Below are 24,597 nucleotides of genomic sequence, written 5' to 3' on the forward strand. Positions count from 1 at the left end.
CAGTTGATTAGATGTTATAAAGCTAAGGAAATAAGGAGAATGCAAGTATCGGCTTCTATTTAGAGTATTTCCAGAGAAAATACTCTAAATAGAAAAGTATGAATCTTGAATCAATAATGCTGCTCCTAGTGCAGGCGTCTTTTCACCTAGCTTTCCTCTACTAAACGTGATCTTCTCCCGCCTGTCCAAAAAGTTCCGAGCCGATTCCACCGTTTTCTCATAATAATCGGGGTAACCGGATAATAACGGTCCCTCCAATATAACATATTCAGATTGATACATAGTGACCATATTCGCTATGCCAATACCTAAATAATAGGCGGATTCCATGACATACGATTCAACCATCGATTTTTCCTGTTTGAGAAAGGCAATCACATCATCAATTTGGGCATTTTCAAACGCTGTGTCAAATGAGTTCATTTTAGGGTTATTCTTTCTCATATTTTCAATAATGGCATATGGAGACGTATACGCAATTAAGCATCCTTGTTTCCCACAGGAACATTCACGCCCATTCACCTCGATAATCATATGGCCGAATCGGGCTGTATCACCATTTTTGCCTCTTATCAATTCTCCGTTTGACATAATTCCGCATCCAAACCCTCTTCCGCTGATACAATACAGTATATCGCCTGCCGGAATTGAAAAATGGTTTGCTTCCGCCAAAACAGCAGTCTCTACTAGATTCTCCAACATTATTTTCACTGGGATTTCTGCACTCAGTATTTCAGCAATCCTGATATTTTCCCAGCCTGGAGCTAGCGGTGATTCCATTTGGTGAATAATCCCTTGCTTTCTATCGAGCGGCCCGATTGAACCGATTCCGATTCCAAGCAGCTTCTCAAAAGGAATCTCATATTTATCGATAAAGGACAAAATGATCTCCTTTATTTTACTTAATACGATTGAAGGGGTATGCAACGATGACAACAAAAAGGATTCTTGTTCAATAGTGGCAAGCTGCATATCGACCAATATTACATTCGTCTCCAAACGGGAAATCTGAATGCCTATGATAAAGGCTGATCTTGGTTCAATAGTATAAAGGACAGGCGGCCTGCCTCCGGTGGATTTCCCATGGCCATTCTCTTTTATATATTTTTTACTCAACAACTCTTCCATTTTATCTTTTACAGTGGTTTGTTTTAATTGAATAGTATCCATCAATTCTAATTTAGTTACCGGCCCATTCTTCAGGATATAATAATATATATCTTTCAAGGCTTTATTCTTAATCGTGAAATCCTCTAAAAAAGGTTTAAACATCCATTCCTCACCCCTCCCCCTCCAATATATGGAATTCAGTCCATTTTGTCTGCGGCAATAGATGCAAAACTGCTTTGATCTCATTTCCCATGTACAATCAGACGATCATTTGTTTTACTTCTTTTTGTCCATTTTGTACCTTTTTAAAATTCAACCTGATCATACATACAATTATACAGAAAATGAGAGATATCACACCAAACAGTAATAAAACATTTCCCTTTTCATATAAAAATCCCCCAATCACAGGACTGACAGCGATCCCTAAAAATCTGAAAAAGTTATAGATGCCTACAGATGTTGCCCGTTCATTCAAAAATTCTTGGGAAAGCATGATTGTTTGCACAGGCAATGACATCCCCAAGCACAAACCGAAAGCCGAGCTGCAGACGATCGTTAAATAGAAAGAAATGTATAAACTGCCTACGCTAATCAAAATCGCAAGTACATTCAAGAAAGAAATCATGATTAAAAAGCGCGGCGTCCTTATTTTCCCTGCCAATTTCCCACCTATAAAACTCCCTAATACAATACAGCCTGATAACGGCAAGAATACCAGCCCTTTTTCGACGGTTGTTAAACCGTAACGTTCCATCAATATCATCGGATAAAAGACTAGAAATGAGAAAAACGTATAATATTGAATAAATCCAAGACTGATAATGGAAATCCCAATCTTATTGCTGACGATGTTCTTTATCATAGACCATTTTAAACCGCCGGCATTTTTAACAACTGCATTTCCTTTTACAAAATAGGCGTTTAGCACAAGGGCAAGGGCCCCCAAGGCTATAAGCAAACTAATGATTGCACTATAGCCGAACGATCCCCATATAATCCCTCCGAAAACAGGCCCTAATACAGGCCCCAATGAGACAAGCATCTGATAGGTTCCCATCGCCCTTCCAAGCTGTTTACCTTCGCACAATTCGGCAATTATAGCCACCGAAGCAACAGTACCTACTGCAATCCCGCTCGCTTGAATGCCCCGAAATATTAAAAAGGGATAAATGGAAGTTGAAAAATAACAACCCATCGAGGCAATAATATAAATAGCCACCCCAGGAATCAATACTTTCCTGGGGCCGAAACGGTCAGTAAGCGGGCCATAAACGATTTGCATGATGGCCAAAAAAAAGGTATAAATGGACAAGCTAGCATTCACAAACAATTGAGGAGAATTGAAATAGGAAGCCACATCAGACAGAATGGGTGCATAGATTGATTGACTGAATGGCCCTAAAAAAGCAGCAAAAGCCACTGAATAAACCGCAACCATTTTTTTCATTAATACCACCGCCGTTGATACTTTTGCTTAACTTATAATTGACTTCAAGACAATACTGATTACTATAAATAAGGAGTTTGCTCTAATGGGCCTGTAAACTACTAGTTGAATGATGACATGCAGCAGATAAAAACATTTTACTTATATTGATCATTGATCTCTCATCGACATCGAATTTTGGATGATGGTTCGGATAAATGGCAGCCATTTCTGGATTACCTCCCCCAACACTAAAAAAAGCTCCCGGTCTATGTTGAAGATAATAGGCAAAGTCTTCACTGCCCATACCCAGCTTTCTCTGGATAACATGTTCCTCACCCACAACCGACTTTGCCCACTCTTCAATATGTCTAGTTTCATCAAGATGATTGATGACAGGAGGATACCCTCTTTCATATTGAATGTGGACCTCCGCACCTGCCCCTTCACATGTAGACTTCGCAATTTGTTTAATGGCGTTTTCAATGCAATCCCTGACTCCAGGATCAAAACTGCGCACGGTACCGGAAATTTTGGCTGAATTCGCAATGACATTAGATGCTTTCCCGCTTTCAAATGAACCGACCGTTACCACCGCTGGCTGTAATGGGTCGATTCGTCGGCTGACAATTTGCTGCAAGTTTAAAACAAGTTGACAACCAATAACAAGGGAATCAACTGTTTGGTGCGGCTGTGAGCCATGCCCACCGAAGCCTGATATTTCAATATGAAAGCCGTCTATGGCAGCCATCATAGTACCTGCGCGGATCCCTATAGTCCCAAAAGGTTCGAACGAAAAAACATGCGCTCCAAAAATGGAATCGACTCCTTCCAGGCATCCATCAGCGATCATTGCTTGAGCTCCTCCAGGGCTAACTTCCTCAGCAAATTGATGGATAAAAACGATATCTCCCACAAGTCTATCTTTCACTTCACTCAATACCTTGGCGGTCCCTAATAATGCGGCGGTATGTATATCATGGCCGCACGCATGCATGACACCTGGTACGCGGGATTTATAGGATACAGTTTTTTCATCCTGGATTGGCAAAGCATCAAAATCGGCACGGAATGCGATCGTTTTTCCAGGTTTTCCTCCTCTTAGTTTTCCAACTACACCTCTTCCCCCAATTCCAGTTTCAACTTCAATTCCTAGATTCATTAAATAATCAGCAATTTTTTTAGGTGTATGGACTTCCTGGTAGGATAATTCTGGATACATATGAAGGTCTCTGCGGATTTCAACTAATTCAGGATAGATTTCATTTAATCGTTCAAACATTTTTTCCAACATGCAAGCCACACTCCCTTGTATTTTTACAGACTGGCATTTGTCTGTTTCACATATGCGGGGGTTTCATTTTTATTCGGTTTGGCGAAGAATAAAAACAATAACCCTGTAACTAATAGCATACCAACCGCTAATTCAACTGAATGATTAAACCCAAGGCGAACATCCGAACCTCCTGCTTGTACGACAAATCCTGTAATGATTGGGCTAATTATGCCAGCCGTATTGGCAATTCCTATTAGCACACCAGACAGCAATCCCTTTTTTTCAGGCAACAGATGATTCACTATTTGTGGAGCCAGAGGAAACATAATATTTGTGAAAAGTCCGGCGAGTGAAAGCATAATTAGAGCTGGAATAGTAGACCGAATGAATACGAGAGAATAAAAACAAAGCGCACCGAGAACCAATGTACCTCCAGCGACAAAGACACGCGATTTCATTATGCTCTGTGTCTTTTTGTAGATATAATCAGAACAAGAAGAAAGTAGGATCGTGCCAATTGTGATGGGGAAACCAACAATTGCATAGTATAGACCCATCTGTTTAGGAGTTAAGTGGATTATTTTAGTCAAATAGGTTGGTTCCCATACAAGTGACCACGCCAGCACCCAAAAAGTGGAAAAGAAAGCCAAACAAGTGAAGATGAATGTCCTCGATAGTAAAGCTGGATAAATATCGGCCCATTTTGTTTTCCGTTCTTTTATTGCGGTATTATGCTTGTTTACTTTGTTCAACGGGTGGTCTTTACCGATCCATATCCACAGAATGACCCAAATAATACTCAGAGTTCCTAAGAACCCGAATCCCATTCTCCAGCCGACGCTTCCTATTATAAATATAATGAATGGCGTTAACAGTTTTGCTGCCAAGCTGCCGCTATTTGTAATGGAAATGGCCAACCCTCTGCGTTCCGGAGGAAACCATTTCGTCAAATGGCTGACAGATGTAGCCAAATACGGGCCCTCAAATGCACCCAGGATAACACGAGTAAGGATAAGGATCGGCAAACCATAAACAGCAAAAGCCCCTAGTTGTGAAAAAGACCATGCAAATCCCATAATGATTAATATTTTCTTCGTCCCTATTCGATCCGACAAGGAAGCTCCCAAAATACCGCCTATAGAAAATAACCAGTAGAAGCTGCTTCCGACCATACCCCATTGGGAATAATTGAGGTGCAAATCATTCATAATCGGAATAGCTGCAAACCCAATAATTGCCTTATCCAGATAATTAATCATATACATAAAAAATAGAAAAACAACCATAACCCAGCGCATACCCTTCTCCTCCAATCGTTCAGAAAACTTTTGTTGTTTTTCGCTAAAAGTATTCATCTTTTTTCTGTTTTATTTTTTTATAGATTATATAAACTTTCAATAATTGTCAATTTATTTTAAATATTTTAATTTTTGTTTAAGTCGTTTAAGTCATTGGTTTTTATACGCTAATTAAATTAGATTGAATTCAGTAAATGATTGCGGAAAAGGCAGGATCTCAACCATGTTAGAGGAACCAGACACTTAAGTGATTACTGCTCGCCAAGAAAAAACATAGTATTTTAAATATCGCAAATACCTGCTATACGAAAAATAGCCAGAAATCTTAAAAAGCAGATTTCTGGCTATCAAACAAAAGCAATTCACTTGTAGGGATTCATTCATTTGTTACTAGTAATCCCTTAAAACACTGCGCTAGTCTTCATTAAAAATCGGCGGACTTTTCTTAAATCCTCTTGTCGTAATCAACGCATAGACAAGCCCTATTGCCAGCCAGGCAAAACCGATGGCCAGTGTGAGACCTGAAAGATTGATAAAAAGATAGAAACAGATCAAGAAGCCCATGGACGGAATGAGAAAATAACGGAACCATTTTTTTTCTTTCTTTCGGAAATAGTAATAGACAATGACTGATACATTCACAAACATAAAACCGATCAATGCCCCGAAATTCATTAATTCAGCGACAAAATCAACAGGCAGTACAATGGCGCCAATCACCGTTAGCGTTCCCATTAAAAGAATGTTATAAACTGGTGTTTTGTACTTGGGATGCAGATAGGTGAAAAATTTTCTAGGAATAACATCATCACGTCCCATTGTGAACATTAATCGCGCTGCACTTCCTTGCCCTGTAATACCGGCTGTGACGGTCGAAACAATGATGGCCACTGTATAAAGCATTGCCATCATAACGCCGCCCGCCGCCTTTGCCACGTCAAACAAAGCAGTATCTGCTGAACTGAAGCTATGCACATCCGGCCACACCAGTTGCGAGACATACGCTTGGCCGATAAATAAAACTCCGCCGATTAAACATGCTAGCATACCAGCTTTCCACATATCATCTTTTGGATTAACTGCTTCTTCCGATAAAGTCGTAATCGAGTCGAATCCTAAAAAAGAGAAACTCGCCATGGCCGCACCTGATATGATGGCAGACATAGCAAATGTATCATTGTTAAAAAAAGGCGTTATCGATATTAATGCCCCCGCTCCATCGTTGCCAGTGATTGCTTTGATGCAGAAAATGACAAATACTACGACCACAATTCCCATAAACAGAACAAGAATTTGATTTGTTTTTGCCGCTACCTGGATGCCGATGATGTTTACTGTTGTTATAATCGATGCAATAATCAATACCCATACCCAATATGGAACAGATGGAACAAGTGCATTGGCATATGATGCCCCGACCATAAATACGATGAGCGGAACCAATACATAGTCCATGAACATGGCCCACCCGGCGAAAAAACCTAGGTGGGGATTGATCGCCCTCTGTGTATAGGTGTAGGTGGAACCAGAAACAGGAAATGCTGCTGCCATCCGCCCATAGCTATATGCTGAGAACATCATCGCAATCATAGCGATCAAATAGGCCAACGGCAGCATTCCGCCTGTCGATTCTGAAGCGAATCCATAAATATAGGCTGGTGCGATCGGAGTCATGAAAGCAATGCCATAAATAACAAGGTCCTTTAAGGTCAATACCCTTTTCAATTGCGAATCTGTATTAACATGTCTGTTGTCTGATTGAATTGGTTTCATGCCAACAACCTTCTTTACGCTTGTGCGAATGCACGATTATTTATTTCATCAGTAATCATTCCGATGACTTCACTTGTACTCATCACTTGGCAATAGATCTGGTTCATAATCATGATTTCGGCATCATGCAGCTGCTGGGTAGCGGCAGCACAGGCATCCTCCACCAAAATGACTTCAAAACCGGCATCTGCCAAGCTTCGGACAGTAGAAGCGACACATTGGTCCGTTACCACTCCCGTGCAGACAACCGTTTCAATCCCCATATTGCGGAGCAAAAATTCATAATTTGTACCGCTCAGCACACTGTCTGTTGTTTTATTGACGACAATTTCATCTCCCAGCGGCTTTAATTCATCCACCATTTCCGCACCTGAGTCGCCGATTGGCAATAAAATATTATTCCAGCCCGGACGGCGCTGAACCGGTGAACGGTCTCTGCCATCTTTCCGATGGCAGGCAATGCGGCCGAAAGTTACCTCCAATTCATGATTCCTGAAAAAATCCAGCAGTTTTTTATTATTAGGAACCGCTAGCGCATCAATACGATCAAAGAAATACTCCCATCGGGCAAACATCCCTTTTTCCCTTGCCATTTGAGCATCCAAGCCATCCCTGCTGATGAATTGGTTTTGCATATCCACAATCAATAAAGCTGTTTTGGACGGATCTAGCTGAATCTTGCTCTTTCCCGTCGGAATAAAATCGTAGTATAGCGTTTGTTGTTTTTCCATTATAATATCCCCTTTGTCATAAAGTGTTTCAGCAACAAAAAAGAGACCCATAGGCGATAACAGGTCTCTTAATGGCAATTGAATAAAGGCACCTATACCAGGTAAACTACCGGAAGCATGCCGAATAATCCATAACCCCTCGACTTTTATCACGTTATGAAATAGCGCAACTTAATAAATCAACCGATTTATTAAGACAGTCCTGCAATTGTTCATTGCAGTCCCAGCATGTGGCGTTGAGAACTCGACACATGCTTCGGCGACACACCCTTCTGCTTACCATCAACGTTTTCCCTAACTCCGCTAAGCACTATTGAATGTCGCAACCTCTACCTCACAAGAAAAAGTGAGGTCTATTAAATTGTTAGAATTATTATATAATTAAAACACTTAGAAGTCAATTTACTATTTTATAGTTAATACTCATCCATACCCTACATTTTTTAGGTGAGTGATGAGTAAGCCTTAAAACAGCTTACTCAACAAGATTTTCTTTTCATATCATAGAAAGCTCACCTTAAGCCCCGTTAACCAATTTCAATTAGTCCGATTGAGTGGTTTCTCCCCTATATATCAACTAGTATTTCATCTATTGATTATGCTATTATTATATCGATTAATAATTTTAGATATATCTATTTTTCAAAAACGTAATACATAAGGAGGAAATCGCTTGAAAAGAGATCCAAAAAAGAAAGGCTCTAGAAGCCGAAGAAAAGGTAAGATCCAGATCGCCATCCTTCATTTGTTGAGCCAGGAGCAAATGCATGGCTATCAGATTATTAAAAAATTGGAAGAAAAATCGGATGGCTACTATTCGCCGAGCGCCGGAACGGTATACCCTGCTCTCCAGGAGCTTAATGAAAAAGGATTTGTAGATATTCAAGAGATTGAAGCAAAAAAGGAATATTTCATAAATCAGGATGGCGTTACCTTTTTGCAGGAATGCGGAAAAGACAGCGAAGAGTTTTGGATACATTGGAAAGGGAGGATTATTTGGAAGCAAACAAATGAATGCCAGTTAATCCAAGAGGAACTATCTTCCTGGGAGAAAGAAATGAAAGCTGCGGAAAGGTATGTAGCCTCCAATCTTCAGGATGCCGGCCAATTAATGGATATTATTTCGGAAGCTAAAGAGAAACTGGCACGTTGGAATCGTATGCATCATTAAATTTTTTACGCTACGGCTGGGGGAAGAAACATGCAATCGGCAAAACAATTAGTGAAATATGTAAAGCCATATACTATTTTGGCTATTATGGGACCGCTCTTAATGGTAGTAGAGGTGGTAATGGATTTGATCCAGCCTACTATCATGCAGCATATCATCGACACAGGAATTGCCGGCCAAAATCACGCATATGTCATCAAAATGGGATTACTAATGATTTTGAGCGCCATCATTGGCTTGCTCGGCGGAGCTGGGTGCTCCATCTACAGCTCAAGGGCCGCCATCCACTTCGCAAGCGATATTAGAAAAGATGTTTTTGAAATCATTACACAGTTTTCAAACAGGAATAAGGATTCATTCGGAACTGGAAAGCTAATTACGATTATGACTAATGATGTTGAAACGCTGCAAAGGGCTTTAATGATGACATTAAAAGTATTTGTCAGAGGTCCTCTCCTCTTCATCGGCAGCGTCGTCATCGTATTCCTTACTGCTCGGGAATTATTCCCTGTCTTATTAGTGGTAGTTCCCCTTCTAATGATATGCATGTACTTCTTTACAAAAATATCAGGTACCCTTTTTCAAAAGGTGCAGGAAGCAATTGATTCCGTTAATGTAAAACTGCAAGAAAATTTGGCAGGAATCCGTGTGATTAAAGCCTTTAATCGAAGAGACCACCATATGAAAGAATTTTCTGAGGTAAACAGCCAACTAACACGTAAAAATATCCGCGCAGATCAAGTAGTCGGAGTTCTTATGCCTTTAACCATGTTCGTCATCAATATGGGAATTGTCGCAGCTCTTTGGATGGGAGCCATAAAAGTCAGCAATCATACACTTCAAGTAGGGGTACTATTAGCCTTTATCAATTACCTGACCATCATTATGAATGGCTTGATATCGAGCAGCAATGTACTTGTCCAAATTGCGAGAGCATTTCCATCAGCACATCGAATCCAGCAGGTGCTGCAAACAAAAGTTGATATTCAAAATGTAGATTCTGCCCCTTCCTTCATCAAAGGAGCCATTCAGTTCAAAAATGTAAGCTTCAGCTACAGTAAAAACGGAGAATATGTCCTAAAGAATCTCTCCTTCTCTGCCAAGCCCGGCGAAACAATCGGCATCATCGGAACGACAGGCAGCGGGAAGTCAACACTAGTGAAGCTTATTCCCCGACTATTCGACTGCGATGAAGGCGATATCGAATTGGATGGTGTATCTATTAAACAATACAATTTGCAAACACTGCGAAAAGCCATCGGTTTCACACCGCAAAAGGCGACACTATTTTCAGGAAGCATTGAAGAAAATATGAAGTTTGGAAAAGAAAAGGCAGACGATAAGGACATGGAGGCTGCACTTGCAGCTTCATGCGCCGCTGAATTCGTATCTGCCTATGAGGATGGATATCGACACATGCTTTCGCAGGGTGCAGCCAATTTATCAGGCGGCCAAAAACAAAGACTTTCCATGGCTCGTGCATTTATTAGAAAACCATCCATTTTAATCCTGGACGACTCAACTTCTGCGGTCGATAGTCTATCTGAGCATAGGATTCAAAAAGCGATAAAGAAACAGCAAAAGGAATGTACGACGTTCATTGTCGCTTCGAAAATATCATCGATTAAACACGCTAATCAAATTCTCGTATTAGAGGATGGGCGCCTTATTGGCAGCGGCACTCATGAACAGCTGCTTTCAGAAAACGCCATTTACCAGGAAATCTACTCTACCCAGATTGGAAAGGAGTCCTTACTGGATGAATCAACAAGCAAAAGCCAATAGACCGACCGGATTTGAACGAGGCCATCGATTCCATGGCCCTGTAGTGAAGGCTGCCAACCCAAAAGCGACATTGGCCCGTATTTGGGATTATGTAAGCAAACAGCGTTTCTCCCTTATTATGGCGATCGGTTTAGTTATTCTTTCCACTTTATTGACTTTGATAGGCCCTTACTTAATCGGGAAGATCATTGATGATTACATCATTCCGAAAGATTTGGGTGGCACATTTAAAATGCTCGTTCTTTTGGGTTCCGTTTATATAGCGGCTTCACTCTTTTCATGGTTTCAAACCTATGTGATGATCAACATTTCTTTAAAGACGATCCAAACGCTGCGCTTGGATCTATTCAAAAAGTTACATTCACTGCCTCTCCGCTTTTTCGATCAACGGTCTCAGGGAGACTTAATGAGCCGAGTTACTAATGATATTGATAACCTGAATATGGCTTTAAGCCAGAGCATTGTCCAAATCGTTTCTTCTATATTGACCATCGTCGGTGTTACTATCGCTATGTTCGCCATGAATTGGATGCTGGCAATAGTCACGTTCATCATTATCCCGCTGATTGTATGGGCCTCCAAGCAAATCATCAAGCGAAGCAGTGTCAACTATGCTGAACGGCAAAAGAATCTAGGCCAATTGAACGGCTACATTGAAGAATCCATAACAGGTTCAGAGGTTATTACTTTATTCGGGAAAGAACAAGCCACAGCGGAGCACTTTAACGAGTTGAACGAAGCATTAAGATCTTCCGCTTTAAAAGCAGAAGTCACTTCCGGATTTCTGGGACCTCTCAATAACTTTATGAATAATCTCGGATTAGGCCTTGTGATTGGAACAGGCGCCATTATGGCAGTAGGCGGCCATGTGACTGTTGGGATCATTGCCGCTTTTGTTACCTATACGCGCCAGTTCTTCCGGCCGATCAACCAAATGTCCAACCTATTGAATACATTCCAGGCGGCAATAGCCGGAGCTGAACGTGTCTTTGAAATAATGGCTGAACAAACAGAGCCGCTTGACAGCAATCCTTTAAAGTTGAAGGAACATTTTTCTGGTGAAGTAGAATTTAAACATGTCCATTTTTCGTATAGTGGGAAGGCTCCTATTCTAAACAATATCTCTTTCACAGCCAAAGCTGGGCAAACCATTGCTATCGTTGGTCCGACAGGCTCCGGAAAAACAACGATCATTAATCTGCTGACCCGGTTTTATGATGTACAATCAGGCGCTATCCATCTTGATGGCGCTAATATAAATGACTATCCATTGAAGTCCGTTAGAGAAAGAGTTGGTGTCGTATTGCAGGATACGTATTTATTTGCCGGCAGCATCATGGAAAATATCCGCTACGGCCGTTTAAGTGCCAGTGATGCAGAAGTGATAGAAGCTTCTAAAGTGGCACATGCCCATTCCTTTATCAAATATTTGCCGAAACAATATGACACAGTACTCGTCTCTGGAGGCACCAATTTAAGCCAAGGCCAACGTCAGCTTATCGCCATTGCCAGAGCCATACTAGAGGATGCAGATTTGCTCATTCTGGACGAAGCCACATCCAACGTGGATACACGGACAGAAGTGCAGATCCAAAAAGGGCTGAACAATTTAATGGAAGGAAGAACGAGTTTTGTTATCGCCCACCGCTTAAAAACAATAGAAAATGCGGACACTATCCTTGTGGTCAAGGACGGGAAGATTATTGAACAAGGCGACCATCATCATCTTATTGAGAAGAAAGGTTTTTATTATCAGATGTATAGTAAGTTGGATGAGGACCAGTTGGTATGAAGATGTGTTTTAAGTTTTCTCTTAATCACTTTTCACAAAAAGCCGTTCACTTCGTATTTATCTAGTAGAAATATATAAACGGTAATAAAGAGCATCCTAAGGAGATGCTCTTTTGCTCATCAATTCTGAATAGTAAGATTAGGACATCGTTTCTCTAATTCAGAAAGAAATCTCTCTGGTTCTTTTGGTGATATTTTTACGCTCCCAAAAATTGCCGACTGATAAAACAGTTCATAACTGTCTTTTGACGATAGCATACGATAACCTGTCCAAACATCTTTTGTAGGAGTAATTTTCGTTATTTCCCCATAAGGGATCCTGCTTCTAAAAGGTCCAGCCTTTAATAATAATCTGTTCTGTTGAAACGTATATCTGATTGAAAAGGATACCCATAATATAAACCCAGCCGATATAGAAAAAATAGCAAACATGACACAAGTAGAAATAACAGTCGACTCTTCATCAAGCCATATCGGCATCCACGTTACTCCCCCAATTAATAAGATTGCTGCAGCAATTATCAGTAGAAAAGACCTGTCTATCTTCGATTGAAAAACCATTTTCATCACCGCTCTTCTATAGAATAGCCCTTATGTTTTCAACAAAACATGGTAGATGCTTCTTTACTTCAACAATTTGATTAAGATTCTTATGATCGTGTAAATTCCACAAATCGTTTAAATGCTTCTTCCTCTTCTATGAACGGATTATGGTTAGACTTTTCGAAAATAGTCAACTGGGAAGCCGGTATTAATTCTGCGATTTCAACGCCATATTCTAGAGGGCATTGAGCGTCATATCTACCAACGAATACATAAGTCGGTGTACGAATCGTTTGCAACTGTTCACGAAGGTCAAATGTTTTTATCTCTACTTTTCTAAAATATTCCAGCCTTTTCCCAATTGTACGCCCACTATTCGCTCGTGTTAAAGCTTGCTGTAATTTTTCCTCGGAATGATACGACATTAAAGCCCATTCGAAATTTAATTCTCTTCGTTCTTCTTGTGTTGTTTTCGGGTTATTAAGCACATCCATTATTTCGATTATTCGATGGAACTGACGGTTTTCAGGACTATATATGCTATGTGGATGGCTTGCATACTCGTTACTGGCAGAGGTACATCCAGCTACCATTTTACTTAAAGACTCAGGTGCTTCAATGGCATATTGCAGCGCCAGCATTCCTCCAGTTGAATGGCCTGCAAACGCCCATTTTTCAATTCCTAATGCTTTTCTAATGGCCTCTAAATCTTTTATTGTTTCTTGTAAACTTAATTGACGTTCGTTTTCAATATGAGCTGACTCCCCTGCCCCTCTGACATTGATCAAATACACCTTATAGTGTTCAGTAAATGGATTGGCAAACAAATTGCCACGCAGATCAAACGCCATATAGAAATGGGCAATGGCCAATGGTTCGCCATCACCAGAAACAAAATATTCGAATTTTCCTCTATTTGTTTCAATAAAAACCTTTTCCCACATCCCAACTCCTCCTTCAATTATTGGCCCAGGAAAACCTCTAATCTCTTTGTTGATTTGGTTTTAGGGCCGCCAGCCATTCCTGAAACTGCCTTGATGGGTAATATACCTTGCCATTCAATACAACTTTTGGGGCATCGGGGAATTCATTCAACAATTCTTTAATCTCTTTTCTACTTAAATTCACATAGTAATGCAATTCATTTTCCTTAATAAAAACGAAATATTTCGTCACTTTTTTAGGGTTGCCTATATGTCTCAAACCATCTCCTATAAAATAACCTAAACCCGCTAATCCTACAGCAATCCAAAAAAAGTCCATTATCCGTTCCTCCTCCTGCTTCCGGATTATTCATTAGAGACCAATCTTCACAAACCTATAATACACCATTTTTGAGATTAAATGACATCCGTTTCACTACCCCTCTCCAGTTATTTCTATATGAATTATATGAGATTCATAGAGTCTACATCATTTGCGCTTAGAAACTGGGAACCACAATTCAATTTTTTGAAGAAGACTGGATAGCATTAAAGATTAGCATTCCATGTTAGCAAAATAAAAGAAACTGCGTATACAGTTCCTTTTATCATTCAGCATTCCGTTAGTTGAATAAATCCTTCCGAAAGAAGCTCTATTCAAATGGAAATGAGTAATAATACGATTTCACATAACACGCAATCTTTCACCGTTTTGAGATACCTTTATTTCCACAAGATTAACTCCTGCAAAAAGGGTAAAAAATCTAAAAAACTTATGTTTTTTATGCGTTTTGAAACAGAGAAGCGCCGTAACTATGTTTCCTTTCCTTCCTGCCGATCATTTGTATCCGGGGTTTCTTACTTTGTCCTTTTCTTTATCATAAAGAGCTCCTTCTTCAGTCGGAATTAAAGGAAATGACCATCCCTGATGGCATTCGTTTAATGTATACTCTCCTGGATTTTTTGTGATTGAACTGCATTGTTGATTATATTTAAGTAGATGGCGAGTGTCTAAGTCTTTCAAATGATTCACGACCTGAACGTCAATCCACGACTCATCAGTCTTTTTATAATACCCTGTCTTTAATGTATATGTAATGGAATCCTTAAAAATAGGAAGGAATTGATGGGTGCCGGAAAAAAATCGAACAACCGTTATTTCGGCCTCTTTATGATTTTCGGCGTCTTCTATAAATGTGTCCAAGGCCTCAACATTCGAAATCTTATATTCTTTATACACTACTTTATTGCTATCTTCTTCTGTTGAACTGCAATTTGAAAGAAATACGACGGTAACAAGAACCATTACTATTCCTATTATTTTATAAAACATTCGTTCTCCTTCCATGTTCACATAATCTAAAACCTGAAATATATCAGCAGGCCTTCTTAGAGGTTAAATCCAAGCATAAAGATTCTGAATGAATATGATAGGATTTACGTAAGTTTATCATATAGTAATCAAAATCGTTTATTCTATGATCTGAAATTACTGAAACTGGTATATAAATGGAATGCACGAACCTTCCTACATCAGAATCCTGGAAAAGTATTCCTTATATACAATGAATCACGGAGCAACTTGAAGAAGGAGCTTGCATTACCATTTTGTTCCTTCATTGAAAGAACTTCGATGTTTCTTTTCCTGCTCTTCTCATAACAAAAGAAAGCTGCCTCAAAGACAGCTTCACTTATACATTGTTCAAGACGCTAAAAAGAACTCCATCCGGCACGTATTTCACACTCGCCGTTACTCATAGGCAAATCCGCAGGAACATCGGTGTTTCCCGAATAAAAGGTTATAAGATGCCGGGAACTCCTGATTGACGCGTTGGACTTCCAGTGCAAATTCCTCACTATCCTTTGGTACCGGTGAAAGAGCATCTGCTTTTTCTTGGGTATCGATATTAGCCCCAGGCGGCACGAACCTATTAGGCGGGATCCGGACACCATTTGTTACTACTGCGTTATAAGCAATAAATCCCCCTTTTCCAACGGCCGCGTTATAAACAATGGATTTAAAACCGACGAAAACATGATCCCCGATAAAACAAGGGCCATGTACAAGGGCTCCGTGGGCAATGGTCACTTCATTTCCGATGTATATGGAGTATTTTTTTCCTCCTACTACCACTTTTTTATTTACTAGGCCGTGTAAAATGACTCCATCCTGAAGATTCGTATTTGAACCTATATAAAATGGGGTTCCTTCATCTGCACGAATACTGGCGTTTGGCGCGACATACACATTATTTCTAATTGCTACATCACCTATGACACTGGAAAATGGACTAATAAACGCTGTTTTATCAATGGTAGGGAAGCGTTGAATACGATTAAAAGAAGTAATGGGATTGGGACTAATGAATGGTTCAAAACAGCGGGATTGAGTGTTAGTTGAGGAATCTGTGCTTTTTTTGTCTCCCAAACGATCACCTCCTTCACTATCTATTGGCATATCGTTATATTATGCAGAAGGTTTGGGTGAGGAAAGGGCTCTTCACTGACCATTTGCGGGAACATCTTAAGAGAAATCCATATTGGTTTTTTTGCCCTTAAAACCGTTAAACCCTTCTCCAAAATGGTTATGACATAAGTTAAGATGTCAATACTTACTAAACGATCATATGGCTAACAATTACGGAAAACAATAAAAGGCAGGAACCCATTTGGATAGCCCTTTTATTCTAAATTCCCTATAAAACAAGGGAAGCAAGGACTTTATTCCCTTTTTACTCCATAGGGTCCAAATTTTGAGCATATTTTAAGCATTCTTCTTTGAATCATTGTATAGTAAACACTCGTTCGTAAACATTTTATAAAAAAGGGGTTGCCTATAGTTTGAAGAAATTACCATCATTGTTACTCGGCGCGACGTTATTATTGTCCGCCGCACCATTTGCCCAAGCTGCACCTGCCCATGTCACGTATAAAGACGTCCCGGCCACGTACTCGTTTTACGAGGAAATTGAATCCATGTCGGATCTCGGAGTCATCACTGGATACCCGGATGGCACATTTAAACCAGGCCAATCTGTTACTCGCGCCCAAGCAGCCATTATGATCGGCCGTGCTATTTCCGAGGACGGGGAAGAAGCTCCCAAAGCCGCCACTAAGTTCAAGGATGTCTCCCCTTCTTCCGTTGCATCCGGTTATATTAAACAAGCGGCGGATGCTGGAATCATTCAAGGATTCCCAGACGGCTCCTATAAACCGGAACAAAAGGTTACAAGAGGCCAGATGGCGATTTTCTTATCTCGTGCATTTGAACTGACAGAATCTGATAAAGTCACGTTCAAAGATGTATCACCATCGTCTGCCGCTTATCCTTACATTGGTAAACTGATATATGCAGATATCACAGCAGGATATCCCGATAACACCTATAAACCAGATCAAGCGGTAACACGCGGGCAATTTGCTGCCTTCATGGACAGAAGCTTTGATTTCGTAATCGGTGAAGCCATCGATGATGCAGTGGATGGCACATGGGACGATGTGACAACCAACGGAAAATTTGATATAGACAAATTCAAGAATCAATTGGAATCTAGCGACATGATGAGCTGGGATGAATTCTTACAAGAATTAAAAGACCAAGGGATGACGCTGGATGACTTCATCCAAGAAATGCAACAAGAAATAGACGCAGAAGCGTAATCTTTTTCAACAGGAGGGGCTGCTATTACAGCAGCCTCTTTTTATTAATTATTGAGTTCTAAATAGGACGCATATACATAAAAAGAGAAACTAGCTTCCTCACCCCCACTTATGCCCTACAAATCCGGAATACGTTTTGGTCGAGTTATATACCTATCTCGCCCATTCTCTCCGTGATTTTACTCATCCTTTCTTCCATATCGTTTTCATCGTATTTGCCCAGCATCAATTCACTCACGATTTTCCCATCGCACATAAATAGGATTCGTTCTGTTCTCGCTGCAATTTTTGCGTCATGAGTGACAATCATAACAGCGGTCCCTCCCGCGTTTATTTCAGAAAAAATGTCCAGAATGTCCTGTGAGGATTTTGAATTAAGAGCTCCGGTAGGCTCGTCCCCTAATATGATCTGAGGACTGCTTATAAGTGTGCGGCATATTCCTGCACGCTGTAGCTGCCCTCCTGAAACCTGAGTAATATCCCGTTTCTCGAGTCCGGAAATACCCATTTTTCCCATGAGCAGCTTAGCTTTTTCTAAAATAGCAGAAGCGTTTTTTCTATTGCCACGCATTGCAGGAAGAACAATATTATCGAGGATATTCAAGTTTTTCAGTAACGTTGGCTGCTGAAACACAAATCCCATTTTTGTTCTGCGCATGTCGGCAAGTTCATTTTCCTTGAACGCTGATAAATCCTTCCCGTCAAAAATGACCTTCCCGCTATCTATAGTGTCCATTCCGCTTATCGCAAAAAGAAGTGTGGATTTTCCTGAGCCCGAGGGGCCCATGACCGAAATAAACTCTCCCTCATTTATGTTAACAGTCACTCCATCGAGAACATTGCGTTTTTCATCGCCTTCCCCGAAGGACTTCACTATGTTTTCACCTATGATAATCTGCTTCATCATTTACTCCTTTATGTTTTCAGCTATTTTTATATTTCCTGCGGCCGATGTGCCAATCATGGTGGCAGCCAATACGGCGAGAATCATCATAAACGGACAAAGCATATATGCCAAAAATGGATTGATCACAAATGAAAACGACGATGCCCCGAACGATGAAATGAATGCCCCCGCAAGGACTTCCCCGAGCGTATTTGCTAAAACCGTGCCGAATGCAATACCGATAATCAAAACGAAAACAGAGCGTGATACATACTGCATCTTAATATCCCGGTTTGTAAAACCGAGCGATTTCAGTACAGCTAAGGAATATCGATCCTTTGCAATCAGCATTTTCATAAACAATAACGTAATCAGTACAGTTATGATCAATGCTACAGCAATTGCGGCATAGGTGGCTTTTCCAATAGCACTGATTGTCGAGCCGAATGTCTGCGAAGTATATTCTTCAATACTTGACACTTTAGCGAACGGAAACTTGCCCGCATACTTTGACACGATGTCTCCAGTAGACGTATGGTCCGTGAGCTCCGCATAGATCACACACCACATACTATCAGTCGAATTATCGGTAAAAACACCCTTCGCGGTTTTGCCGCCGTTGGTAACATCTGAATAGACCCCAGATACCTTAAACTGTCTGTTTTCCCCATCAACGACAAGCATTATGGGATCGCCGGCCTTTTTATCCAGTTCCTCTGCCTGAATAGCGGACAGGGCGATTTCATTTTCTTTAACAGGTGCAGTCCCCTCTGAGTACTGTACTGGAAAAATGGTATGGTCCCCAAGCTCGATTTTTATCCTATCACCTTCCTTAGTTTTGACTAGTTTAGTTGTAAGAGCCACATATTTTGATATAGACTCATCTTTCTCTAATGTCTTTTCAATCGTCTTTGCTTTGTTCGAGATTTGATCAGTCTGTTGAATGTCAATACGAATGTCACTGTTTCCTATCCCCATATATGTAATGAAGCTTTTCGAGGAAATAGTGTTATACAAATTTTGCGGAACGATCATAATAAAGGTTGAAAAAATGAGTACCGCTAGCATGGTAGCATACATGGCCTTTCTGGCAAGAACATCCTTGATCCCCAGAAATAGATTCGTATTGATCCATCTGTTTCTGTTTAGGTAAAAATACGTTGCGCCACTGGACTTTTCCTGAGAAGTCCCATAGCGGATAGCTTCTGCAGCAGATATTTTCCGGAATCGTTTCAGCACTGAGTTTACATAGATAATAATGGCTAAAAAAACCAGTAGAATACCGATTAGCCCGAATGATAAAGCATAAGAGGCATTTTCACTCTCCCCCATATAAAGCCTAATATTTTCAAGAAGCATACCCTTGAAACCATAGGCAAGTGCAAGCCCCAGAATACAACCGATAGCCGCTAGAAATGCGTATTTGGCAAGATAAATCTTCTTGATGTCGGAAACACGAAGCCCTATTGCCTTCAAAACGCCTATTTCCCGAAAATCGTCTTCTATTTTGCCAAGCAGCGTAAAGCGTATACACATAAAAGCAATGGCAACAACAAGGACACTTACTAGAAGAAGGACCGCAATCATCAAACCGTCAGACATAGCATTGATCATTTTGAAAAGAGGATACGTAATGGTTGGCCCATTCGCTTCGAGTCCAGCGGAAGAATAGGCAGTTTCAAATGTGCCTAGTGCAGACAAGTCCTTTAATCGGAACTCGATCAAATATTCCGTACTTCCTAATCCCTTTATCGACTCATAATCTCTTTCGCTCACTAGAAATCGCTTTGAAGAGGCAAGCAATGAATTCATTTGTGAATCCCGCAGAAATCCAGCGACAGTGAACGCCTTCCCAGCGATAACAACCTTGTCGCCGACCTTGGCAGTCCCATCCTTCATATAGCCTATGGGAACATATATATCCCCGTCAGCAACCTGTATCACATGTCCATCAAGGTCAAGGAGATAGTCGAATTTTTCACTCTGAGTGCTTAAACCGTTGTCCTGAACACTATCCGCTAATGACTTCCCGTCAATAACCATTTGTGCGCCATTCATATTTAAAAATTCAAGCACCTGATATTCATCTACATTGTTAGTCTTCTCTGCAAAATGCGCAAGCCGTCCCCTATCAATATCACCCGAATGCATTTGCATAAAGTGTGGAGTTTTTGCCTGCTTCATAAGTGTATCTATGGCACCTGAAAGATTTATGACAAGAATCGCTGAAAGAGAAACTAGCATTGCAGCACAAGCAATAAAAAACATGGTTGTCAACGTTATTAGTTTGGTTTTATACACATCATTCCGAATTATTCGATAATACATTAGGCACCTCTGCTTTAAAATGAATAGTATGTAGAACAGAATAATCATAGAAGCCAACAGTCAAACGCTAGCAAGGATGATTAAGGCCAATAAACTGCCAGAAAGTAACCAAGATGAACCAGTGAAATACATCTATATCATTAAAGGTTCTTTAGAGACCTATTAATGCCACTACCTACAGCTGCGATTATCTGTCCCATCCGTTAAAAACCGGTATAGTCCCTTATTGGTAATGCTTTTTTAGCATTCATCGTTTTTGCAGGGTTCTCACTTTTGACATCTCCTGTTTACCTATAAAACTACTATCTGTTAGTTTGGCCTAATATTATATTAACATATTATTTTTATATTTATGAAATCATGTTCTTTATTCACGAAGAATTATCATATCTATTTGCATGCTAATTAAAACAGTAAATGTCCTACTTGTACGTTCTGTAAAAAGAAAAGTAATACTAACCCGAAATGAATAATAGCAAAATAATAATTCATGTACATGTCATAGAGCATCGTTTGGAGTGCGAAGCGGAAAACCTAATACTTCACCATATCCTACAATGAGCCTCATTGAGCTTATGATGCATGTAATAAGCAGGCATTCATTCTTCCTTCATAAAGAATTATTTATATATTTTGAGCAATCATTATATACAAGGTGTCTGTAGGTTTTATTTTTTCCTTTACATGAAAACCGGCCTGAATTAATTGTTGTTCCATAGTTTCTGAAGGTATTCTATGTGGACCACTTTCTGGCGTTTCCTCGCTTTCAATTTCAATACAGACAAAATAACCGTTCTGTTTTAGGACGTGTTTAATCTTCTGAAGAACTTTCGGTAAAGGCTGGATTTCATGCAATACTAATGAAGCTAATACAATATCCACCGAACCTTCAGAAAGCGGCATGTGTTCGACTGTTCCTTTGATCGTTTGAATGTTGTTGATCTTTTCATTATGTGCCTTTGCATGAATAATCTCTATCATATGCGGATCGGCATCCAACGCGTAAACCACGCCTTCTTCAACTAATGTAGCCACTGGAATGGTTAAGAATCCAGTACCTGCCCCTACATCTAATATCGTATCGGTCTTTTTGATTGGGATCCTATTAAATATCTTTTCCGGAGGCAAGGCCTCTCTTCTTTTCGGATTATCCAGAATGTCTATTTTTTTAGCAGCATGTTCTTTTGAATGGCAATGAGTATTTTTCATAGTGCGCCTCCTAAATAAAATATAATTACAGACTCCTTTTATCTATAATCAAAAGAAAAAAAGGAGCATACGAGTGGTTCGTACACTTTCTGACATAGCTGTATGAAGTGCGTAAATTCTTGAATAGAACTGTTGACTTCTTTGCACATATTACAGACTCTTATTGTCTGTGATTCATTTTACTTCATGACAGAAAAATGTGCAATCATGTTTATTCCAATAAGAATAAGATACAACCTCTATCCTATTAACAAATAGCATAAGGCTTCTCCTCCAAATAAAAAGGGCTCCCTATTTTAACGGGAACCCTTGAACTAACTATTCAAATAAATCAATACTGTGGTTTATCTTGTAACATTCACACTTTTTATGAAATGCTTTGCCCTGCCGTCTGTAAAGTCTTGTTCTCATTTAAGCGAAGCGTCTCCGCAGTCGATGAATGGACTTCATGGAAAAGCTCCGGATTTTCAACAAGGGACAATCCATACGATGGAATCATTTCCTTTATTTTTGGTTCCCACTCTTCAATATGCTGCGGGAAGCATTTTTTTAGGACTTGCAGCATGACATGTACCGCTGTAGAGGCACCTGGAGAGGCGCCGAGCAATGCTGCGATTGACCCTTCGGCACCGGTAATAACTTCAGTACCAAATTGAAGAGTCCCTTTGCCGCCTGCATCTGTATCTTTAATGACTTGGACACGCTGTCCGGCTACGACGATATCCCAGTCTTCACTTTTGGCATTCGGAATGAATTCCCTTAATTCTTCGATCCGCTGGTCCTTTGATAACATGAGCTGCTGGACAAGGTATTTTGTCAATGACATATTTTTGGCGCCTGCAGCCAACATAGTGAATACATTATTAGGCTTAACAGAACCTAGTAAGTCCATGTTTGAACCCGTTTTCAAAAACTTCGGTGAAAAACCGGCAAACGGTCCAAACAGCAATGTCTTCTTGTTATCGATATATCGAGTATCCAGATGCGGGACAGACATTGGAGGAGCGCCAACTGCTGCTTTTCCGTATACTTTTGCATGATGCTGCTCTACTACATCTTGATTTTTGCATACAAGGAATAATCCGCTTACAGGGAAACCGCCTACATGCTTGCTTTCGGGAATACCGGTTTTTTGCAATAAAGGCAAGCTTCCGCCTCCGCCTCCAAGGAAAACAAAATTAGCTGTATGGTATCCAAGTACACCGCTGTCACTATGCACCTTCACTTCCCATTGGCCATCACTTGTACGTTTAATATCATCTACATTATGCCCGTATTTGACATCAACACCTTGATCCTCCAGATGGTCAAATAGCATACGTGTCAGTGCACCGAAATTAACATCCGTTCCTGAATCGATTTTTGTTGCTGCAATCGGATCATTTGATTTCCGTTCGTCCATTATAAGCGGAATCCATTCCTTCAGCTTATTCGGATCTTGTGAAAACTCCATCCCTTCGAAAAGATGGTTATTCGAAAGCGCTTCATACCGTTTTTTCAAAAAATCCACATTATCCTCGCCCATTACCAAGCTCATATGAGGCAATGGCATAATAAATTCCTGTGGATTGCTAATTAGATTATTCTTCACAAGGTAAGACCAAAACTGTCTTGAAAGCTGAAACTGCTCATTGATGTTAATCGCTTTGCTGATATCTATAGATCCGTCCGGTTTCTCGACGGTATAGTTAAGCTCGCATAATGCAGAATGTCCAGTCCCAGCATTATTCCATTCGTTGGAACTTTCCTCTCCTGCTTTCCCAAGCTTCTCAAATACCGTAATATTCCATTCAGGCACTAATTCCTTCAAGAGTGTACCTAAAGTAGCACTCATGATTCCGGCACCAATTAAGATAACGTCTGTTCCAGTTTGTCTGTTACTCATTTTCCCCATCCTTAACCCCTATGATTTGCAGAAAATAGGCAGGCACCTTCATCTATGGCCGCAGCAAGGCAGGGCGCATATGGTCACACACACCTTTTCCGCATCAATGTTAACCTGATTATAGTATATCACTATTATTTATAGATTGAAAATTTCTACTATTATATGTTCGTAAAAAGTCATTTGACAATTGGAAAAAAGTGTGTTTTCAATATTACTTGTTAATATTCATTAAGGCACCATACAAAAAAGTGCCAGATCCTTAGAACTTTGCTAAGACTTCTGGCACTGAGTTATTTACCGAATTCTCAATCCGCATTTTCAATACTCGTCATTTTTCACTGCCCATCCCTAGTTGGGCAGCGTTTAGAGTAAGAAGAAAACAAATGATCTTAAAAAGGTTTTGATTGTATAAAAATAAGAACTATAAAATGACATAGATGATGCATTCCTTTTGTGAATGACACCAAAAAACGTGACAATGAACTTTATGAGAAAAACGAGAAAAAAGATACGAAAGAAATTGTCATACTTTTGATTTCCAAAATATCGGTCTTTTTTGCTTTTAACTATACCAATTTTTCGTTGAGTTTCCGGCACTCGAATAAGGATGATTTAAAATAGGCAATTGGAAAGGATTGCAACCCGCATTCATACTAAATTGGCATTTTTATCTTTCCAACAAAGGTAAAAGATTGACAACAACCATTGCCAAACATACCAGCCCCTTTTCGGGAAAGAGGCAAAACCGACAGTACAGCTGTATTTGTTGCAGTAGAGGCAGGTATTAGCGAATAAG

The 24,597-nt window shown here is 40.1% G+C and carries 19 protein-coding genes and 1 riboswitch; of the genes, 4 read left to right on the forward strand and 15 right to left on the reverse strand.

Annotation, left to right across the window (positions count from 1 at the left end; genetic code table 11):
• Positions 1-84: 84 nt before the first annotated feature.
• The 6 genes from ABC357_RS09935 to ABC357_RS09960 all read right to left on the reverse strand — a co-directional run bounded on the left by ABC357_RS09935 (position 85) and on the right by ABC357_RS09960 (position 7,617).
• On the reverse strand, positions 85-1,272 hold the full coding sequence (locus ABC357_RS09935; RefSeq protein ID WP_412887348.1) for an ROK family protein: 1,188 nt from the start codon (positions 1,270-1,272) through the stop codon (positions 85-87).
• Between the two features lie 97 nt (positions 1,273-1,369).
• Positions 1,370-2,560 carry an MFS transporter gene (locus tag ABC357_RS09940; protein ID WP_412887349.1) on the reverse strand — a complete coding sequence of 397 codons (1,191 nt, stop codon included), beginning with the start codon at positions 2,558-2,560 and terminating at the stop codon, positions 1,370-1,372.
• An 82-nt stretch (positions 2,561-2,642) separates the two neighbouring features.
• Positions 2,643-3,833, reverse strand: coding sequence for a M20 metallopeptidase family protein (locus tag ABC357_RS09945; RefSeq protein WP_412887350.1), 1,191 nt, complete (start codon positions 3,831-3,833; stop codon positions 2,643-2,645).
• A gap of 23 nt (positions 3,834-3,856) precedes the next feature.
• Positions 3,857-5,113 (reverse strand): MFS transporter, encoded by a 1,257-nt coding sequence (locus ABC357_RS09950; protein WP_412887351.1) that lies wholly within the window; start codon positions 5,111-5,113, stop codon positions 3,857-3,859.
• A gap of 414 nt (positions 5,114-5,527) precedes the next feature.
• Positions 5,528-6,886 carry an APC family permease gene (locus ABC357_RS09955; protein WP_412887352.1) on the reverse strand — a complete coding sequence of 453 codons (1,359 nt, stop codon included), beginning with the start codon at positions 6,884-6,886 and terminating at the stop codon, positions 5,528-5,530.
• Between the two features lie 14 nt (positions 6,887-6,900).
• Entirely contained in the window at positions 6,901-7,617 is a 717-nt protein-coding gene (locus ABC357_RS09960) for a cysteine hydrolase family protein (protein WP_412887353.1), read from the reverse strand.
• Positions 7,618-7,771: 154 nt separating this feature from the next.
• A riboswitch (Lysine riboswitch) is annotated at positions 7,772-7,957 on the reverse strand.
• Positions 7,958-8,290: 333 nt separating this feature from the next.
• On the opposite strand from ABC357_RS09960, the gene ABC357_RS09965 reads away from it, so the two are divergent.
• The 3 genes from ABC357_RS09965 to ABC357_RS09975 are packed head-to-tail and all read left to right on the forward strand — an operon-like array spanning position 8,291 to position 12,365.
• The gene (locus tag ABC357_RS09965; RefSeq protein WP_412887354.1) at positions 8,291-8,788 is read left to right on the forward strand and encodes a PadR family transcriptional regulator; all 498 of its coding nucleotides are present in this window, start codon (positions 8,291-8,293) and stop codon (positions 8,786-8,788) included.
• 30 nt (positions 8,789-8,818) lie between these two features.
• Positions 8,819-10,573, forward strand: coding sequence for an ABC transporter ATP-binding protein (locus tag ABC357_RS09970; RefSeq protein ID WP_412887355.1), 1,755 nt, complete (start codon positions 8,819-8,821; stop codon positions 10,571-10,573).
• Positions 10,548-12,365 carry an ABC transporter ATP-binding protein gene (locus ABC357_RS09975; RefSeq protein ID WP_412887356.1) on the forward strand — a complete coding sequence of 606 codons (1,818 nt, stop codon included), beginning with the start codon at positions 10,548-10,550 and terminating at the stop codon, positions 12,363-12,365. The genes ABC357_RS09970 and ABC357_RS09975 overlap by 26 nt, the downstream gene beginning before the upstream one ends.
• Before the next feature lie 119 nt (positions 12,366-12,484).
• Here the strand turns inward: ABC357_RS09975 and ABC357_RS09980 are convergent, their stop codons facing one another.
• The 5 genes from ABC357_RS09980 to ABC357_RS10000 form a co-directional block, all read right to left on the reverse strand.
• Positions 12,485-12,931, reverse strand: a complete 447-nt coding sequence (locus ABC357_RS09980; protein WP_412887357.1) for a PH domain-containing protein — start codon at positions 12,929-12,931, stop codon at positions 12,485-12,487.
• A gap of 83 nt (positions 12,932-13,014) precedes the next feature.
• A complete protein-coding gene (locus ABC357_RS09985; protein ID WP_412887358.1) occupies positions 13,015-13,851 on the reverse strand; it encodes an alpha/beta fold hydrolase in 837 nt (278 codons plus the stop codon).
• Between the two features lie 37 nt (positions 13,852-13,888).
• Entirely contained in the window at positions 13,889-14,170 is a 282-nt protein-coding gene (locus ABC357_RS09990; protein ID WP_412887359.1) for a DNA-binding protein, read from the reverse strand.
• A 498-nt stretch (positions 14,171-14,668) separates the two neighbouring features.
• The gene (locus ABC357_RS09995) at positions 14,669-15,163 is read right to left on the reverse strand and encodes a hypothetical protein (RefSeq protein WP_412887360.1); all 495 of its coding nucleotides are present in this window, start codon (positions 15,161-15,163) and stop codon (positions 14,669-14,671) included.
• 417 nt (positions 15,164-15,580) lie between these two features.
• Entirely contained in the window at positions 15,581-16,258 is a 678-nt protein-coding gene (locus ABC357_RS10000; RefSeq protein WP_412887361.1) for an LbetaH domain-containing protein, read from the reverse strand.
• Between the two features lie 413 nt (positions 16,259-16,671).
• Between ABC357_RS10000 and ABC357_RS10005 the strand changes: the two genes are divergently transcribed.
• Complete coding sequence (locus ABC357_RS10005) at positions 16,672-17,490, forward strand: S-layer homology domain-containing protein (protein ID WP_412887362.1); 819 nt, start codon at positions 16,672-16,674, stop codon at positions 17,488-17,490.
• A 145-nt stretch (positions 17,491-17,635) separates the two neighbouring features.
• Here the strand turns inward: ABC357_RS10005 and ABC357_RS10010 are convergent, their stop codons facing one another.
• The 4 genes from ABC357_RS10010 to ABC357_RS10025 all read right to left on the reverse strand — a co-directional run bounded on the left by ABC357_RS10010 (position 17,636) and on the right by ABC357_RS10025 (position 23,798).
• Complete coding sequence (locus ABC357_RS10010; RefSeq protein WP_412887363.1) at positions 17,636-18,394, reverse strand: ABC transporter ATP-binding protein; 759 nt, start codon at positions 18,392-18,394, stop codon at positions 17,636-17,638.
• Between the two features lie 3 nt (positions 18,395-18,397).
• Positions 18,398-20,704, reverse strand: a complete 2,307-nt coding sequence (locus tag ABC357_RS10015) for an ABC transporter permease (protein ID WP_412887364.1) — start codon at positions 20,702-20,704, stop codon at positions 18,398-18,400.
• Positions 20,705-21,328: 624 nt separating this feature from the next.
• A complete protein-coding gene (locus ABC357_RS10020) occupies positions 21,329-21,913 on the reverse strand; it encodes a class I SAM-dependent methyltransferase (protein WP_412887365.1) in 585 nt (194 codons plus the stop codon).
• A 367-nt stretch (positions 21,914-22,280) separates the two neighbouring features.
• Positions 22,281-23,798, reverse strand: a complete 1,518-nt coding sequence (locus tag ABC357_RS10025; RefSeq protein ID WP_412887366.1) for a malate:quinone oxidoreductase — start codon at positions 23,796-23,798, stop codon at positions 22,281-22,283.
• Between the last annotated feature and the right edge of the window lie 799 nt (positions 23,799-24,597).

It is taken from the genome of Bacillus kalamii, assembly GCF_047238185.1.
GTDB lineage: Bacteria > Bacillota > Bacilli > Bacillales > DSM-1321 > Bacillus_AD.

Bases quoted from the DNA above. Each gene is read 5' to 3' on its own strand.
- ABC357_RS09975 (WP_412887356.1), top strand. From the start codon at position 10,548: ATGAATCAACAAGCAAAAGCCAATAGACCGACCGGATTTGAACGAGGC.
- ABC357_RS09935 (WP_412887348.1), bottom strand. From the start codon at position 1,272: ATGTTTAAACCTTTTTTAGAGGATTTCACGATTAAGAATAAAGCCTTG.
- ABC357_RS09945 (WP_412887350.1), bottom strand. From the start codon at position 3,833: ATGTTGGAAAAAATGTTTGAACGATTAAATGAAATCTATCCTGAATTA.
- ABC357_RS10025 (WP_412887366.1), bottom strand. From the start codon at position 23,798: ATGAGTAACAGACAAACTGGAACAGACGTTATCTTAATTGGTGCCGGA.
- ABC357_RS09955 (WP_412887352.1), bottom strand. From the start codon at position 6,886: ATGAAACCAATTCAATCAGACAACAGACATGTTAATACAGATTCGCAA.
- ABC357_RS09960 (WP_412887353.1), bottom strand. From the start codon at position 7,617: ATGGAAAAACAACAAACGCTATACTACGATTTTATTCCGACGGGAAAG.
- ABC357_RS09970 (WP_412887355.1), top strand. From the start codon at position 8,819: ATGCAATCGGCAAAACAATTAGTGAAATATGTAAAGCCATATACTATT.
- ABC357_RS10015 (WP_412887364.1), bottom strand. From the start codon at position 20,704: ATGTATTATCGAATAATTCGGAATGATGTGTATAAAACCAAACTAATA.
- ABC357_RS09995 (WP_412887360.1), bottom strand. From the start codon at position 15,163: ATGTTTTATAAAATAATAGGAATAGTAATGGTTCTTGTTACCGTCGTA.
- ABC357_RS09990 (WP_412887359.1), bottom strand. From the start codon at position 14,170: ATGGACTTTTTTTGGATTGCTGTAGGATTAGCGGGTTTAGGTTATTTT.
- ABC357_RS10020 (WP_412887365.1), bottom strand. From the start codon at position 21,913: ATGAAAAATACTCATTGCCATTCAAAAGAACATGCTGCTAAAAAAATA.
- ABC357_RS09950 (WP_412887351.1), bottom strand. From the start codon at position 5,113: ATGCGCTGGGTTATGGTTGTTTTTCTATTTTTTATGTATATGATTAAT.
- ABC357_RS09980 (WP_412887357.1), bottom strand. From the start codon at position 12,931: ATGAAAATGGTTTTTCAATCGAAGATAGACAGGTCTTTTCTACTGATA.
- ABC357_RS10010 (WP_412887363.1), bottom strand. From the start codon at position 18,394: ATGAAGCAGATTATCATAGGTGAAAACATAGTGAAGTCCTTCGGGGAA.
- ABC357_RS09985 (WP_412887358.1), bottom strand. From the start codon at position 13,851: ATGTGGGAAAAGGTTTTTATTGAAACAAATAGAGGAAAATTCGAATAT.
- ABC357_RS09940 (WP_412887349.1), bottom strand. From the start codon at position 2,560: ATGAAAAAAATGGTTGCGGTTTATTCAGTGGCTTTTGCTGCTTTTTTA.